The 14,029-nt window shown below is 56.1% G+C and carries 17 protein-coding genes; 7 read left to right on the top strand and 10 right to left on the bottom strand.

Annotated elements, in window-relative coordinates; all coding sequences use genetic code 11:
* Positions 1-98: 98 nt before the first annotated feature.
* The 4 genes from BUQ90_RS08165 to BUQ90_RS08150 all read left to right on the top strand — a co-directional run bounded on the left by BUQ90_RS08165 (position 99) and on the right by BUQ90_RS08150 (position 3,296).
* Positions 99-953: a sterol desaturase family protein gene (locus BUQ90_RS08165; RefSeq protein WP_074204512.1), complete on the top strand. Its 855-nt coding sequence runs from the start codon at positions 99-101 to the stop codon at positions 951-953.
* Between the two features lie 251 nt (positions 954-1,204).
* Positions 1,205-2,032: a phasin family protein gene (locus BUQ90_RS17685; RefSeq protein WP_074204990.1), complete on the top strand. Its 828-nt coding sequence runs from the start codon at positions 1,205-1,207 to the stop codon at positions 2,030-2,032.
* A 145-nt stretch (positions 2,033-2,177) separates the two neighbouring features.
* The gene (gene clpS / locus BUQ90_RS08155; RefSeq protein WP_084192570.1) at positions 2,178-2,603 is read left to right on the top strand and encodes an ATP-dependent Clp protease adapter ClpS; all 426 of its coding nucleotides are present in this window, start codon (positions 2,178-2,180) and stop codon (positions 2,601-2,603) included.
* A 33-nt stretch (positions 2,604-2,636) separates the two neighbouring features.
* Positions 2,637-3,296 (top strand): DsbA family oxidoreductase, encoded by a 660-nt coding sequence (locus tag BUQ90_RS08150; RefSeq protein ID WP_074204511.1) that lies wholly within the window; start codon positions 2,637-2,639, stop codon positions 3,294-3,296.
* 6 nt (positions 3,297-3,302) lie between these two features.
* On the opposite strand, the gene BUQ90_RS08145 is transcribed toward BUQ90_RS08150, so the two are convergent.
* From BUQ90_RS08145 to BUQ90_RS08110, 8 genes are all read right to left on the bottom strand, one after another.
* On the bottom strand, positions 3,303-3,731 hold the full coding sequence (locus tag BUQ90_RS08145; RefSeq protein ID WP_074204510.1) for a VOC family protein: 429 nt from the start codon (positions 3,729-3,731) through the stop codon (positions 3,303-3,305).
* The gene (locus BUQ90_RS08140) at positions 3,728-4,555 is read right to left on the bottom strand and encodes a DUF1295 domain-containing protein (protein WP_074204509.1); all 828 of its coding nucleotides are present in this window, start codon (positions 4,553-4,555) and stop codon (positions 3,728-3,730) included. The genes BUQ90_RS08145 and BUQ90_RS08140 overlap by 4 nt, the downstream gene beginning before the upstream one ends.
* The gene (locus BUQ90_RS08135) at positions 4,552-5,199 is read right to left on the bottom strand and encodes a lysophospholipid acyltransferase family protein (protein ID WP_074204508.1); all 648 of its coding nucleotides are present in this window, start codon (positions 5,197-5,199) and stop codon (positions 4,552-4,554) included. The genes BUQ90_RS08140 and BUQ90_RS08135 overlap by 4 nt, the downstream gene beginning before the upstream one ends.
* Positions 5,200-5,305: 106 nt before the next feature.
* On the bottom strand, positions 5,306-5,821 hold the full coding sequence (locus BUQ90_RS08130) for a thermonuclease family protein (RefSeq protein ID WP_159437068.1): 516 nt from the start codon (positions 5,819-5,821) through the stop codon (positions 5,306-5,308).
* Positions 5,822-5,888: 67 nt separating this feature from the next.
* Positions 5,889-6,233 carry a PilZ domain-containing protein gene (locus BUQ90_RS08125; protein ID WP_074204507.1) on the bottom strand — a complete coding sequence of 115 codons (345 nt, stop codon included), beginning with the start codon at positions 6,231-6,233 and terminating at the stop codon, positions 5,889-5,891.
* Between the two features lie 201 nt (positions 6,234-6,434).
* Positions 6,435-7,385, bottom strand: a complete 951-nt coding sequence (locus BUQ90_RS08120; RefSeq protein ID WP_074204506.1) for a cation diffusion facilitator family transporter — start codon at positions 7,383-7,385, stop codon at positions 6,435-6,437.
* A gap of 127 nt (positions 7,386-7,512) precedes the next feature.
* Positions 7,513-7,692 carry a PspC domain-containing protein gene (locus BUQ90_RS08115; RefSeq protein ID WP_074204987.1) on the bottom strand — a complete coding sequence of 60 codons (180 nt, stop codon included), beginning with the start codon at positions 7,690-7,692 and terminating at the stop codon, positions 7,513-7,515.
* 247 nt (positions 7,693-7,939) lie between these two features.
* Entirely contained in the window at positions 7,940-8,182 is a 243-nt protein-coding gene (locus tag BUQ90_RS08110) for a hypothetical protein (protein WP_074204505.1), read from the bottom strand.
* A 142-nt stretch (positions 8,183-8,324) separates the two neighbouring features.
* Here BUQ90_RS08110 and recF point away from each other — a divergent pair, with 142 nt between their 5' ends.
* Together recF and mobA are read left to right on the top strand one after the other, a co-directional pair.
* Positions 8,325-9,419 carry a DNA replication/repair protein RecF gene (gene recF, locus BUQ90_RS08105; protein WP_074204504.1) on the top strand — a complete coding sequence of 365 codons (1,095 nt, stop codon included), beginning with the start codon at positions 8,325-8,327 and terminating at the stop codon, positions 9,417-9,419.
* Between the two features lie 271 nt (positions 9,420-9,690).
* On the top strand, positions 9,691-10,314 hold the full coding sequence (gene mobA, locus BUQ90_RS08100; RefSeq protein WP_143182761.1) for a molybdenum cofactor guanylyltransferase: 624 nt from the start codon (positions 9,691-9,693) through the stop codon (positions 10,312-10,314).
* 25 nt (positions 10,315-10,339) lie between these two features.
* Here mobA and BUQ90_RS08095 read toward each other — a convergent pair whose 3' ends face one another.
* Positions 10,340-10,606: a hypothetical protein gene (locus tag BUQ90_RS08095; protein ID WP_074204502.1), complete on the bottom strand. Its 267-nt coding sequence runs from the start codon at positions 10,604-10,606 to the stop codon at positions 10,340-10,342.
* Between the two features lie 199 nt (positions 10,607-10,805).
* Between BUQ90_RS08095 and BUQ90_RS08090 the strand changes: the two genes are divergently transcribed.
* A complete protein-coding gene (locus tag BUQ90_RS08090; protein ID WP_074204501.1) occupies positions 10,806-12,236 on the top strand; it encodes an amidohydrolase in 1,431 nt (476 codons plus the stop codon).
* Between the two features lie 22 nt (positions 12,237-12,258).
* On the opposite strand, the gene BUQ90_RS08085 is transcribed toward BUQ90_RS08090, so the two are convergent.
* A complete protein-coding gene (locus BUQ90_RS08085) occupies positions 12,259-13,860 on the bottom strand; it encodes an AbgT family transporter (RefSeq protein ID WP_074204500.1) in 1,602 nt (533 codons plus the stop codon).
* Between the last annotated feature and the right edge of the window lie 169 nt (positions 13,861-14,029).

Raw genomic sequence — 14,029 nt, 5'->3', positions numbered from 1 at the left:
CGAAATTGCACAGCCTTTTTTGACATTGAGGAGAATTGTCCCGGCCAATGCACCACTGTCTTGCCATCACATAGGCCACAAGACTGATGGAGAGAAATATGCCGGACCTTATTGATGCAATTGTCGACCATATGATCGGAGCCTTTACTTTTGATCTCGGGCGATATCTGATTGCCGCAGGAGTGTTGTCCCTGCTCCTCTGGATATTTCGTAAATGGAGCGATGCGCGGCGGATCCAGTCAAGGCGAGCCGGCATTGCGGACTACAAGCGAGAGTTCTTTTCATCGATGCGGACGGTGCTTGTCTTCGGACTGACCACGATATCCACCGTGCTCATGGAGGCGGCAGGATGGGTCACCATCACCGCTGGAGAAATCATCTGGCCGTTATTTGTCCTCCAGCTGCTGGCCATGATTGTGGCACATGATGCCTATTTTTACTGGATGCATCGCTGGCTCCACACCAAAACGATGTTCCGCTTTTCCCATCTGCACCACCACAAGTCGCGGACCCCGACGCCCTGGTCAGCGTACAGCTTCTCGTCCTTTGAAGCTGTGGCGGAAGCTGCATTTGTACCTGTATATCTGCTGATCGTGTCGGTTTTGGCCGGAGGCATGTATCCGTTTGCCATTTTCCTGTTCCTTGCACACATGATCATCCGCAATGTCATGGGGCATTCCGGCGTCGAGCTTTTCCCCGCCGGATGGACACGCGGTCCGCTGGGCTGGATCACAACGACCACGCATCATGATCTGCACCACAGTCAGGGTCACAGCAATTTCGGACTCTACTTTACATGGTGGGATCGCTGGATGGGGACCGAGCATCCGGAATATGAAGCGAAATTCAACGCTGTTGCGAAACCGATAGGATGGAATGTGAAGGCCGCATCCCAGATCAGTATCATCGCTTTCGCCTTGCTATCAGTCGCAACCACTGCGCGATGGGTCTGACAGGAACTGGAACAACTGGACGGTTGATTGACCACTCACCGCATCAAGGCCACTGCCTGACTTTGATGCGGTGCATGAATTGGGCTTCTGCAGCATTTTTCTGCTCGATATGACAGTATATTTCCAATTATATATCTGTATTTGTTATGTTTATCTGAATTTCAAATTTTATTGTGCACTGCAACATTTATCCTTGACATCGCGCCCTGCCTCCCTTATTTGTGCACTGCAACAAACAAATGGAAGCTCTTATGGCCGACACGAACAACCCAGTATCCGAAACCCAGCCTGCCGCAAAACGGCCGGCTACGCTTTCTGCTGAAGCTGCCTATGCCGCAGCTGCGTCGGCAGAACCTGTAAAGACGACCGAGACCAAAGCGGAACCGGTTGTCACCAAAAAGGCAGCAGCGCCGGCAGTGACCACTGCCAAACCTGCCGCTCCCGTGAAAAAGGCTTCAAAACCCGCTGCAAAGAAGCCTGCAGCAAAGAAAGCGACAGCGAAGAAGGCCGCGCCGAAAAAAGCCGCCACCAAAACTGCCGCGAAACCGAAATTGAAAAAAGGAACGAAGAAAATGGCTACTGCAAAGAAAACTGCTGCCAAGAAGGCTGCACCGAAAAAAACTGCAACTGCAAAGAAGACCAACCAGGACGTAACCGCAAAAATCCGCGCTCGCATTGAAGAGCTCGCTGCGACCGCCCAGGAACGTGCCAAGGATGCCGCCGAACGCGCAACCGAAGTTTCGAAAACCGCCGTTGAATTCAATCGCGAAAATGTCGAAGCACTGGTAGAAAGCGGCAAGATCGCTGCCAAGGGTGCACAGGAACTGGGCAAGACCAACGTCAAGTACACCCGGGAAAACCTTACCGAAGCCAGCCGTGTTCTGAAAGACCTGTTCAGTGTAGCAACGCCGCGGGACTTCTTTGAAAAGCAGGCTGACTACATGCGCAGCAACCTTGACCGCGTCATGGACCAGACCTCCAGCAATGCCGATGCTGTGACCAAGATCGCCGGCAAGGCGTATCAGCCGATCGCTGATCGTGTCAGCGACATCCGCAAGGAACTGAAAAAGGCTGCTTAAGCTTTTTACAGGATGAACCAAAAGGGGTCGCTCCTGCCGGGAGCGGCCCTTTTTGTTGGGACGGACGGCAATTTGTCGATATTCGGCCCTGACTGATCAAAGGACCACTTGCCCTCGGCGGCAAAAATACCATATTCTTTTCGACATGAGTGACTCAGAGATTCTCTTTCCGGTAACCGCAACAACCGCCTCCGATCTGGCTCTGGCCATTCTGGCGGCGGGCGATGATGATTCGCCGGAAAATCCGGATAGCCCAGGCAATGGCGATGGTGATGATACGGATCTCGGTATTGCCACAAAAACGCGGGTCAAAACCAAGAAGCCGAGTCCCTACAAGGTCCTGCTGTTGAACGACGATTACACGCCGATGGAATTTGTGGTTCTGGTCCTGAAACGCTTTTTCAAGATGGATATCGACGAAGCGACACGGGTCATGCTGCATGTCCATCAAAAAGGCGTCGGTGTGTGCGGCACATTCAGCTACGAAGTGGCGGAAACCAAAGTCACGCAAGTCATGGACTTTGCCCGCAAGAACCAGCACCCGCTGCAATGTACTCTCGAAAAAGCCTGAGCACTTCGCAACTCCAATATAAAGGAAATACCCATGTCAGAAACCCCGGTCGTCACCGTAGATATTGTCTCTGACGTGGTCTGTCCCTGGTGTATCATCGGGTTCAAGAAACTGGAGCAGGCAATGCAACGTTTCGAAGGCAAGGCCCGATTCGAGCTTGCCTGGCATGCCTTTGAACTCAACCCGGGGATGCCGCCGGAAGGTCAGGACATCAACGAGCATATGGCCCAGAAATATGGCGCTACGCCCGAACAGAGCAAGGCGAACCGCGATCGTCTCCGTGATGCGGGGAGTGATCTGGATTTCGAGTTCCAGTATCGGGAGAACATGCGCATGGTGAACACGTTTGATGCGCACCGACTGCTCCACTGGGCTGGCGAGACCGGCAAGCAGACTGAATTGAAACTCGCTCTGTTCAAGGCCCATTTTACCGACGGTCAGGACGTGAGCGACCATGAAACGCTGGTAGATATTGCCAAATCTGTTGGTCTGAGCGCGGAACGCGCTGCCAATATTCTGGAAACCGGGATGTTTGCTCCCGAGGTTCGGGCGGTGGAAGCGGAGTGGCAGGATCGCTTCATCACGGGCGTGCCAGCCTTTATCTTCAACAAGAAATTCATGGTACCGGGTGCCCAGGACAGCGACGTGTTTGCCCAGATCATCGAAAGCAAGATCCTGGCCAAGGCGGCCTGATTCTGGCTATTCGACTGTCTCCAGCAGCTCGATGATATTCCCGAACGGATCGCGCCCGTAGACAGCCTTGAGGGTTCCGAAATCCACTGGCGGCCCGACAAATGTCATGCCCGCCAGTGACAGGCGCGCGCATTCGGCGGTGATATCTTCAACCTCCAGCGCAAAATGAGGATAGCCCAGATCCTGCGGTTCCGAACGCCTGTCTCCTTGGTTGGGCCGGGAATATTGCCACAGCTCAATCCGGATATTACCGGTCACAAGCATCGCCATGCGGGCTTCAAACCCCGGAATGCCCACCGCCTCACCTGCTTTCTTGTGATCGGCGGAGATCGTCGATTCCTGCTCCACGACAAAGCCAAGCGCATCGCGATAAAAATCCAGCGCAAGATCGAGATCGGACACACCAATAGCTATATGATGCACACCCCTGATCATCCCGCCTTGTCCCCTCCCGACAGCGATCTGGGTGGCCGCGGGAAAAATGCTGAAGTCCGCGCAATATAGTCCGCATATTGGGGTTTCGTCTTTTGCAGCGATTTTTCGAGCATCGGCGCCCCGCTCCATTTCATCAGCGTGAACGACAGGAACAATGGCCCCACAACGGCGACCCAGACTGGCCAGCCGGTGGTAGCCGCGACAAGCCAAATGCCCCACCAGGCACAAAAGTCACCGAAATAATTTGGGTGCCGGGTGTAGCGCCACAGACCCGTGTCCAGCACCTTGCCCTTGTTTGCAGGGTTAGAGCGAAAAGCCTTCAATTGCATGTCGCCAATCGTCTCGAAAAGAATGCCGGTCAGCGCCAGCGCGATCCCGGCCCACGCGACCGGACCGATTGTCTGATCTCCCGCCAGCAGGATGCCGAGCTGCGCGGGCAGGCATACCAGAAAGAGCAATGGGATTTGCAAGGCCCAGGCCTTGAAAAAGGCGGCCTTTGCGAAAGACCAGCCCAGCTTGTCCGTCGCCCGGCCCAGAATTCTGGCATAACGGGGGTCTACCCCTTCCTTCCGCCAGCGCAGGAACAGAAAGGTGCCCAGACGCAATCCCCAGAACAGGGTGAGTGCCCAGATCACCCAGGCCAATATGCCCGGCTCTGGCACTTGCATGATCGACGCGCCCGCCATGATTGCCATGCCGTAAGCCCAAAAGGAGTCGATGAAGGACACGTCTCCGATTTTGACCGAGATCAGCCAAAGGATGATCATCAGGCCAACGAGAAGCGCAAAATTGGAAGCCAGTGCAATCAACAGTTCGGGAGTCATGGGTTCTCGCCGGAATTCCCGTCCGGTGATCCTGCGTCCGTCGCGACCAGGTCGCGCATTGCTTTGTCAGGATATTTCGGGATCACGCTGTGGTAGAACTCGCTGATCCGCGCCATGTCCGCCTTGTAATCACCTGTCAGCTTCACCGATGGTCCCAGGCCGCCAGTTTTCTTGGGATAGTCCATCATCCCGATGATCAGCGGCACCTTGGCCTTCAAGGCGATGTAATAGAAGCCCGTGCGCCATTGCCTGACGCTGCCACGCGTGCCTTCCGGGGGAATGGTCAAAATGAAATCGTCGCGTTTGCGGAATTCCTCAACCATGGCGTCGACCATATTGTTGGATTTGGATCGATCGACCGGAATACCACCCAACCGCCGCATCATGTCACCGAACGGCCATTTGAACAATGTGTCCTTGCCGATCCAGTAGGAGTTGATGCCCAGCTGGTTTGTCAGTCCGAAAAAATAGAGGAAGTCCCAATTGCTGGTATGTGGTGCCGCGATGATCACACATTTGCGCGGCGGCGGGTTCTCCTGGACAGCTTTCCACCCGTTCAGCTTGTACATGAATACCGAAAAACGCCGCACGATTTCGGACAGCCAATTGGGTTTGATTTCGCTGTGCACTTTGCCTCCCCGCATGTGCATATCTTTGCACCGGTTGGAACATAGGTGGTTTCTGGCACAGCGCAATGAAAGATGTCCCAAAGGGCATTAAAGGGCAGCTCGAAACCTGAACGCCCAGGCTTCACGAACCACGCGGATTTTCAGCGCGCCAGACTTCCGGTCGCTGAAACGGACCCTGCCAGATCCCGCGCCGGGCTTTCTTCGCTTCGGATTCTTCCGTTCCATAAGTTGTTTCATCGAACCGGCCGCCAGAAACCGCATGGCCGGACTGCACCAGCGAAGAGCCCAAGTCCCGGTTTTCGCGGTCACGACAGGTGACAATGGCCCGTCCAAACTGATCCCTCGCCTGGACAGTGCAGGACCAGACTCCCCGTCCGAGAATTTCCTTGAGCTGTTGGCGCGCCGCCCTACCGCAGGGCCAGGGACTTCCCTCTCCACTGGTACACGTCTGCCGAAATTCGGGCGCGTCGATACCCTGCAAGCGATATTCTTCATCTTCCGATTTGAAACTGTCGCCATCAATCACGGCAATGGATTTGCCATCGATCCGGAGAACCTCATTGCGCATGAACAGGCCTTGCCATAGCATGACCCCGCCGATGAGAAGCAGCGTCAAAATCAGGGAACTTTTTTTCAATTTGGAAGATCGTGCCATGCCGGAAACCCGACTAGCCGCGATACCCGGATTGGCGCAAGCCGAACCGTTATTGTTTCAACTGGGGATATTTCGTCACAATATGGTCGAAGACTGCGGGATACAGGGCCTTGGTGAATTCGCACCCGTAAAAGTCCCCTTCGATCCAGCAAATCTTGCTTTCAATCGCGTTGAACGACGGCAGGGTCATGAAAATATTCTTTTCTCCGGTCAATCGGGTCATGCAACGCATGCGAAAACCGGTCAGTGACAGATCCATGATCATGGCCTGTACCCGTCCCAGGCCCGGCTCGCGGACCTCGGCTTCGATTTCCACGCCAGTCCGGGTGGAGACGCGGTCGTCCCCACGCTTCATCTGCTTGTCCAATTCCCTCTGATCTGGCCGTGCGTTCATCTTGAGCACTTTCCTCGCTTTTCCGCATTTGAGGGCCCGCATGACTGAGTGGCCAGCGCGCATCGCCCGGCCAGCCTGCATCTGATCCCTGACAGAAATCTAACAGCAGTTGCTTATGCAAAAGTTAACAGGAGGCTTATCGGGTCAGGTTAACGGGAGAATTCGGAAGCAGGATGACACGGCTCGCGCTCGAAAACCCGATCAGGACTGGCAATCCGTCTGGCATTCTCCGGATTCCTCATCCTCCAGCTCAATCTGAATGGTAATGTGGTGGATGGCAAAGCGGGCCTTCATGTCGCGCTGCACATCAGCGAGAAATCCCTTGCCCGGATGTCCGTCAGGAATGACCAGATGCGCGGTCATCGCATTCTCGCTTGTGCTCATCGGCCAGATATGAAGATCGTGCACCGTTTGCACACCGGGCAATTGGGCCAGCGCATTCATGACTTCCTCGGCATCGATATCGCGCGGTACACCGGCCAGGGACATGCGTACCGCTTCCCGCAACAGGCCCCAGGTGCTCCAGAAGATCAACGCCACAATCCCGAGACTGACCAGCGGATCGATCCAGTTCAGACCAGTGAGGAAAATCGCAATGCCGCCAAGGACGACACCAGCCGAAACGCCGGCATCTGCCATCATGTGCAGAAACGCGCCGCGGATATTGATATCTTCTTTCTGTCCGCGGACGAACAACATGGCGGTGGCAAAATTGATGACGATACCGATCGAAGCCACAATGATCACCGTTGTCGAGGCGACGGGACTGGGTGTCCTGAACCGTTCGATCGCTTCCCAGGCGATCGCACCGCATGCCACGAGCAGGAACAGGCCGTTAAGCAGAGCTGCGAGGATGGAAGAGCCACCCAGTCCGTAAGTAAATTGTTTGCTGGGGGGGCGTTTGGACAGTTCGGCACCGGCCCATGCTACGGCCAGGCCGAGTACATCGGACAGGTTATGTCCCGCGTCTGCGATGAGCGCCATCGAACCGGCGAGAATGCCAAAGGTAACTTCGACAATGATATAGATGATGTTGAGAGCTATGCCAAAAGCAAAGGCCCGGCTGAAATCCGTGGGCATGTGGCCGTGCGGGCCATGGCGATCGTGATGGCTGTGAGACAGGTGACTGTGATGATGGTGATGACCTGACATCAGCGCTCCGATAATCTGTCCGACGGACTATGCCATCATCAATTACACGTTATTATCGGAGCGGTCTACTGAACTTATATAACTTTTTCCGTATGTTATATCATGATTTGAAGGGCTGAACCGGAGTTCAGTCGACGATCAGGCCGAGAGCGATGTAAATCAGGACCGGCGCGCCGATACCGAACAGGGCAGCGGCAACAAAGCCAATCCGCCAGATCGTAACATCAATTCCGCTCCAGTTGGCGAGACCGGAACATACGCCCATCAATTTGCCATTGGCCTTGTCGAGACGAAGTGCGTTTTTCATCGGGTTGCTTTTTCCTTTTCTGGTTTCGGTTGAAGTGGGCCAGCTGCGGGGGGTGCTGGTGGTCTGTTTTTCCTTGCTGGTCATCAGATCACCATGGAGCCGGCATTGTTGAAAGCGGGAGCGATGCTCGTGCTGATCAGAACTGCGGCAGAAGCCAGGGCAGCAAATGCAGCGGCGAAGTGGTTTTTCAAATTCAGGGTCATGAGTTTTCCTTTTGGGTGTAATTTGGCTGGTTCAGATTTGCTGATCAGGCGATCAGGTTTGCGGCATTGTCGACTGCAGGTCCGATGCTCGCGCTGAGCAGGACGGCGGAGGAAACAAGAGCGGCAAAAGCGGCGGCGACATTGTGAGACATATTCGAGATCATTTTTCTTTCCTTTTCCAAAACTGGGTCTTCGCGGTTTTGTTTGCGAAGTTGCCCCATACATTGCACAGGCCGTGCCAGTTTTAATTTATCTTTATATTTCAACAGTTTATGCGATTTTTCCATATTTCGCCATGTCATCCAATCCTGATTAGTGGGAAATATTCCTAACTTTTAGCATTTCCTGAACGAGAAATGAATGAACCTGTAAAATCCCGCGAATTTTCTTCTCAAGCTGCGGGGCCGGGGCTAGGACAATTCCCGCATCATGACGATATCCCGGCTGACATTGCAGAATTTCCGAAACTACGCAGAGTTGCGACTGGACGTCTCACCGGGGCTGATCATCTTCAGCGGGGAAAATGGGGCTGGAAAAACCAATATTCTGGAAGCGGTTTCCCTGTTGGCCCCGGGACGCGGACTGCGCCGGGCACCGCTGCGAGACATCGCACTGGCCGGAGGTGGCGGCGATTTCGCGGTGGCCGGTACCATTGGCGAAACCCGGCTTGGCACCGGCATCAGCGCCGAACATCCGGACCGGCGCAAGTCGCGGGTCAATGGCGCACCGGTTCCAACCAACGAACTTGGCGAGTGGCTTTCGCTCTTGTGGCTGACGCCGGCCATGGATCGGCTGTTTCTCGAAGGCGCGGCCGGTCGGCGGAATTTTCTCGATCGCCTGGTGACGGCGCTGGAACCGGGTCACGCCAGAAATACCGCCCGATATGAAGCCGTGCGCCGCGAACGCAACCGGTTGCTGGCGGAAGAGTTTTCTCCCGATCCGGAATGGCTGGATGCCCTCGACCGTCAGCTCGCCGAATTTGGCAGCGCCATCGCCGAGGCCCGATCTCGCAATGCCACCGCGCTCAATGCACGGATCGGAACGGCAGATGACAGTCTGTTTGCCGCAGCGGAGCTGATACTGGACGATGGTGGCTTGCAAACGGAAGAACAGCTGCGCGCCGCTCTGGCAGCCGGCCGACAGGCAGACAGGGCCGCCGGGCGTACCCTGCTCGGCCCGCATCGCACCGACATGACCGTGTTTCACAAGGCCAAGAACCAGGCTGCAGCATTGTGCTCCACCGGCGAACAAAAGGCCCTGCTCCTGTCGATCGTGCTCGCCCATGCCGATCTGATCGGCGAGCAGCGTGGCATGCGTCCGGTCCTGCTTCTGGACGAAGTGGCTGCACATCTCGATCCGGGACGACGCGCAATATTGTTCGAGCGGCTGACCGACCGGGGCGGACAGGTCTGGCTAACCGGCACCGAACCGGAGCTCTTTTCGGATGCCCCGGCCGGCGCCCAGAGGCTAACGGTCCACAACGCAACAGTCAGCCCGGACGAAAGCGAAGATCGAAGAAGTTAAGAGATTCTTCAGCACGAAATTTCACGAATAATTGGCTGAGCGACCCTATGCTTTCGGCCATGCGATCGAAATTGACATCTGCAGCGCGCATTGCCGGAGGCAGCATTGTCGCCATACTTCTGGCCGTCCAGGCGTTCGCGTTTCCGGTTGCGGTCTGATCGATATGGCCAGCACCCCCGGTGCCTGCCTTCCCTGGCAATGCCGTTTCATGCCTGTTGCCGCCCGCAAGCCGCATCACTAGGATAAAATCCTTACTCAGCAGGAATTCGGTTTGCCCGCATCAGACAGCCCCCATTGCCTCGTCATTCTGGCCGGTGGTCAATCGCGCCGAATGGGCAGGCCCAAAGCCACCATTCTGTTTGACGGTCAACGGCTGATCGACCGGCTAATCGCACGTTACGAAGACATGGCCGACCGGATCATTCTGTCCGCTCCGGAAGATTTTGGCACTGGACTGCCGTTCATTGCTGATGATCCGGATAGCCCGGGCGGCCCGGTGGGCGCGATCTACACGCTGTCGAAGAAAATCAGAGATGTCTGTCCCGGGGCGGAGCGTTTTGTCACGGTACCGGTGGATGCCCCCTTCCCCCCCAAGGATCTGATTTCAAGACTGACCGGTCCCGACGGCTGTACGGTGGCGGAGGGGCAGGAAAGGCTGCATCCGACTTTCGGCTGCTGGGATCCGGCCATCATCTCCGCGGTTCATCATACACATGAGACAGGAGATCGCGCGCCTTCCCTGCACTGGCTGGTAAAACAATGCGGGGCCAGGACGGTATTCTGGGAAGAAGACAAGGCATTTCTCAACATCAACACGCCGGAGGAGCTGGCAGCTGCAAAAGACCGGGAAAAGGAAAAGCCGGCGCACGGGAGGAACGTGCACCGGCTTCGTTGATCCTGAGGAGGATATTGCTTCCGCGTTATTTCATGCGGCGCAATTCTTTCCTGGTCAGGCTGGTCATCAGCTTGCCGTCAGTTTTGGAAAGTGTCTCCGCCTGAACCCGGATGACCTTGCCCTTGTAGATGACCATGACATCGCCATCGTCGGCAACACGGTTCACCTTGGCAACGCTTGCGCCATTGGCGTCGTAGAGGCGTTCGTTGCGTGCAGCATCCGCTGCAAATGCGGAAGAAGCGGTGACTGCTGCAGCCACGGTTCCGAGGAGCAAAGATTGAAATTTGGTCATGATGGTCGTTCCTTCTTGGGAGAGGTTTGAGGATCATGAACTTCTGAATTTAAGTTGCAATGTGAAATGTTGCACCTGCGAGTTGCATTTTTGCAATTGACCACCGCGACCCCCCGGCGACGTAGCGAAAGGGTCGCGGTTGCCAGCAGTCTCCCAATCGGGCAATTATCCGGTTGCTATCAAAAACGAGGGGAAGATTATGAAGAAGCTGGCACTCGTTCTGCCGATTTTGGCGCTTTCAGGCACCGCACAGGCACAAGCCACATTGTCCGAGTCGGATATTCTCGCCAGCATCGATGGCAGATATGAGCAACTGGCTGATACCGCTCGCACAATCTGGGAACTGGCAGAAGTCGGCTATCAGGAAGAAAAGTCCAGCGAGCTTCTCAAGCAGAATTTGCGTGCGCAAGGGTTTTCCATCAAATCCGGCGTGGCTGGAATTCCCACAGCATTTGTTGCGGAATACGGAACCGATGGTCCTGTCATTGGCATATTGGCGGAATATGATGCCCTGCCCGGCATAAATCAGGATGCTCTGGCCGTCCGGTCACCGATAGCCGGGAAAAACGCATCGCATGCTTGCGGCCATAACCTTTTTGCTGCCGGTTCGGTCGAAGCCGCCATTGCCGTGCGCAAATGGCTCAAGGAAACCCGGACTCCCGGCAGGATCCGGCTCTATGGAACACCAGCCGAAGAAGGCGGCAGCGGCAAGGTGTATATGGTCCGGGAAGGTCTGTTTGATGATGTCGACTTTGCCATCCACTGGCATGCAGCAGACGAAAATTCCGCTGCAGCGCGCACAACCCTCGCCAACCGGTCTGCCAAATTCCGTTTCCGCGGTGTGTCCGCACATGCCGCGGGTGCGCCGGATCGCGCCCGGTCCGCACTGGACGGGGTCGAAGCGTTCAACATGATGGTCAACATGATGCGCGAGCATGTGCCGCAGGATTCGCGCATACATTATGTCATCACCGAAGGCGGGACCGCTCCCAATGTTGTGCCGGATTTTGCCGAAGTCTTTTACTATGTCCGGCACCCGGACCCGGATGGTGTAGAGGCGATCTGGTCACGGGTCGAAGAAGCTGCCAGAGGCGCAGCGCTGGGGACGGGAACCACGGTGGACTGGGAAGTGATCCACGGGAACAACCCGCTGCTCGTGAATGAACCGATGGCCCGGATGATGGACAGCAAACTGCGGCAGCTGGGCGGGATCACCTATAGTGCTGAGGAACAAAAATTTGCAGAGACGATCCACGCCGGGTTTGACAAACCGAAAAATGCGCTGGGCAGCCAGGCCATGATCCAGCCCTATGATGTGACGCTGGGTTACGGGTCCACAGATGTAGGAGATGTATCTTTTGCCACCCCGACAGTGGGAGTCCGGACCGCGACCTGGGTGCCAGGGACTTCGGCGCACAGCTGGCAGTCTTCTGCGGCGAGCGGCATGTCAATCGGGTTCAAGGGTACCGAGCTTGCGGCCAAGGCGATGACACTGGCTGCCATTGAGCTCTACACCAATCCCGATCTGCGATCCGAAGCACGAGCGGCTTTTGATGAAGCGCGCGGGCCGGACTATGTCTACAAATCGCTGCTGGGCGATCGCAAGCCGCCGCTCAACTATCGCAAATAATCCGGCGTCGAACGGCCTTTGATCAACTGGTAGGTGGCGGTGCGAACACCGGTGCTGCCGGTCCAAGCGGAATTTCGAATGCCACCCAGACCATGATCAGGGCCAGACCCGCGCCCAGCAGCCAAAGCGCATAGGGCAGCATCATGGCCGTCAGATTGCCGATCCCGAAATCGGCTTTCCAGCGCTGGCAGAAAATCAGGATCAGCGGGAAGTAAACCATCAGCGGCGTGATGATATTCGTCGCACTGTCACCCACACGATAGGCAGCCGTAGTGGTTTCCGCGCTCACACCGATCAGCATCAGCATCGGGATAAGTATCGGCGCCAGCAATGCCCATTTGGCACTGGCCGAACCAACAAAAAGATTCATCACACCGACAAATATCACGACCAGCGCGAGCAATATCGGGGCTGGCATGTCCAGGCTCTGCAAAAGCTCAGCGCCGTGCACAGCTGTGATCAGACCGAGGTTGGACCATCCGAACATGGCGACAAAATGGGCGACCATGAACGCCAGTACCAGGAAATAGGCCATGTCCTTCATGCTGTCGCTCATCATGTCGACCAGATCGCGATGCGTCTTGATATTGCCGAAGCCCTTGCCGTAAGCCCAGCCCGCGAGCAGGAACAGAAGAAAGAAACCGCCAACCAGTGACTGGTAGAACGGTGTCAGTTGCGCTTCGGCGGCAGCGCTTTCGTTAATCAGCGGGGTGCCGGGACCGAACAGCATGATCAGCCAAAGGGCAATCACGCCCAATACCGCGAGACCGGCATAGCGCATCCCGCGCCGCTCCTTTTCATCCAGCGGACGGTCTTGCACCTCATCATCAACGGAAACCGCATCACCGGACTTGCTATCGCTGGGGTTCAGGGGGCCGGAATAATGGCCAAGCCGCGGCTCAATGATCCGGTCGGTCACATACCAGATGACCGGCAGGAACACGAAGGTCATGACAAAAATGAAATACCAGTTGCCGGCAATATTGGCTTCCCAGCCAGGAAACACGGTTTCTGCGGCGGCCTGGGTAATGCCAAACAGCAACGCGTCCAGCTGTCCGGGGAACAGATTGGCCGAAAAGCCTCCCGATACTCCGGCAAAAGCTGCCGCGATTCCGGCAATGGGGTGTCTGCCAGCAGCCGCAAATATGACGCCTGCCAGCGGGATCAGCACAACATAGGCCGCGTCGGCGGCCAGATTTCCCATCATCGCCACCAGTGCCACGATCGGGGTAAGCAGGAAGGTCGGCGCCCCGCTGACCCCTGCCCGCATCGCCGTGCCGAACAACCCGGATCGTTCCGCAACACCGGCACCGAGCATGACGACCAGCACATAGCCCAGCGGATGGAAATGCGTGAAGGTCTTGGGCATCTCGACCCAGATACGCTGGATATTCTCTGCCGACAGCAAGGCCGTTGCGGCGATAACCTGGGATTGTCCGGTATCCGGATCAATCGCGACCGGATGAACCGCGGACCAGCCCAGCCAGTCGGCAATGACCGACAGCGCGATCACAAACAAAATCAGGTAGAAAAAAAGGAAGACCGGGTCGGGGAGCTTGTTCCCTGTCCGCTCGATCCAGCCAAACACGCCCTTGTTCAAAGTCTCCGAACCACCAGTTGTCATATGATCTTCCTGTAACACCCTTTTGACGGGACCTAACAGTCTGAACCGGATAGCGGTCAAGAACAATGATTTGTGATAGACAGTATCTATCGCTGACAGGAATTGTGTCAGGACAGCCGACTCCCGCTGGCCTCGCAAAAAAGCTTGTGCTACCTTCCGCGATGCAAAA

The organism is Parasphingorhabdus marina DSM 22363, from assembly GCF_900128895.1.
GTDB lineage: Bacteria > Pseudomonadota > Alphaproteobacteria > Sphingomonadales > Sphingomonadaceae > Parasphingorhabdus > Parasphingorhabdus marina.
Note: the sequence above shows the minus strand (reverse complement) of the source record. Positions and strands in the feature narration are given on the sequence as shown.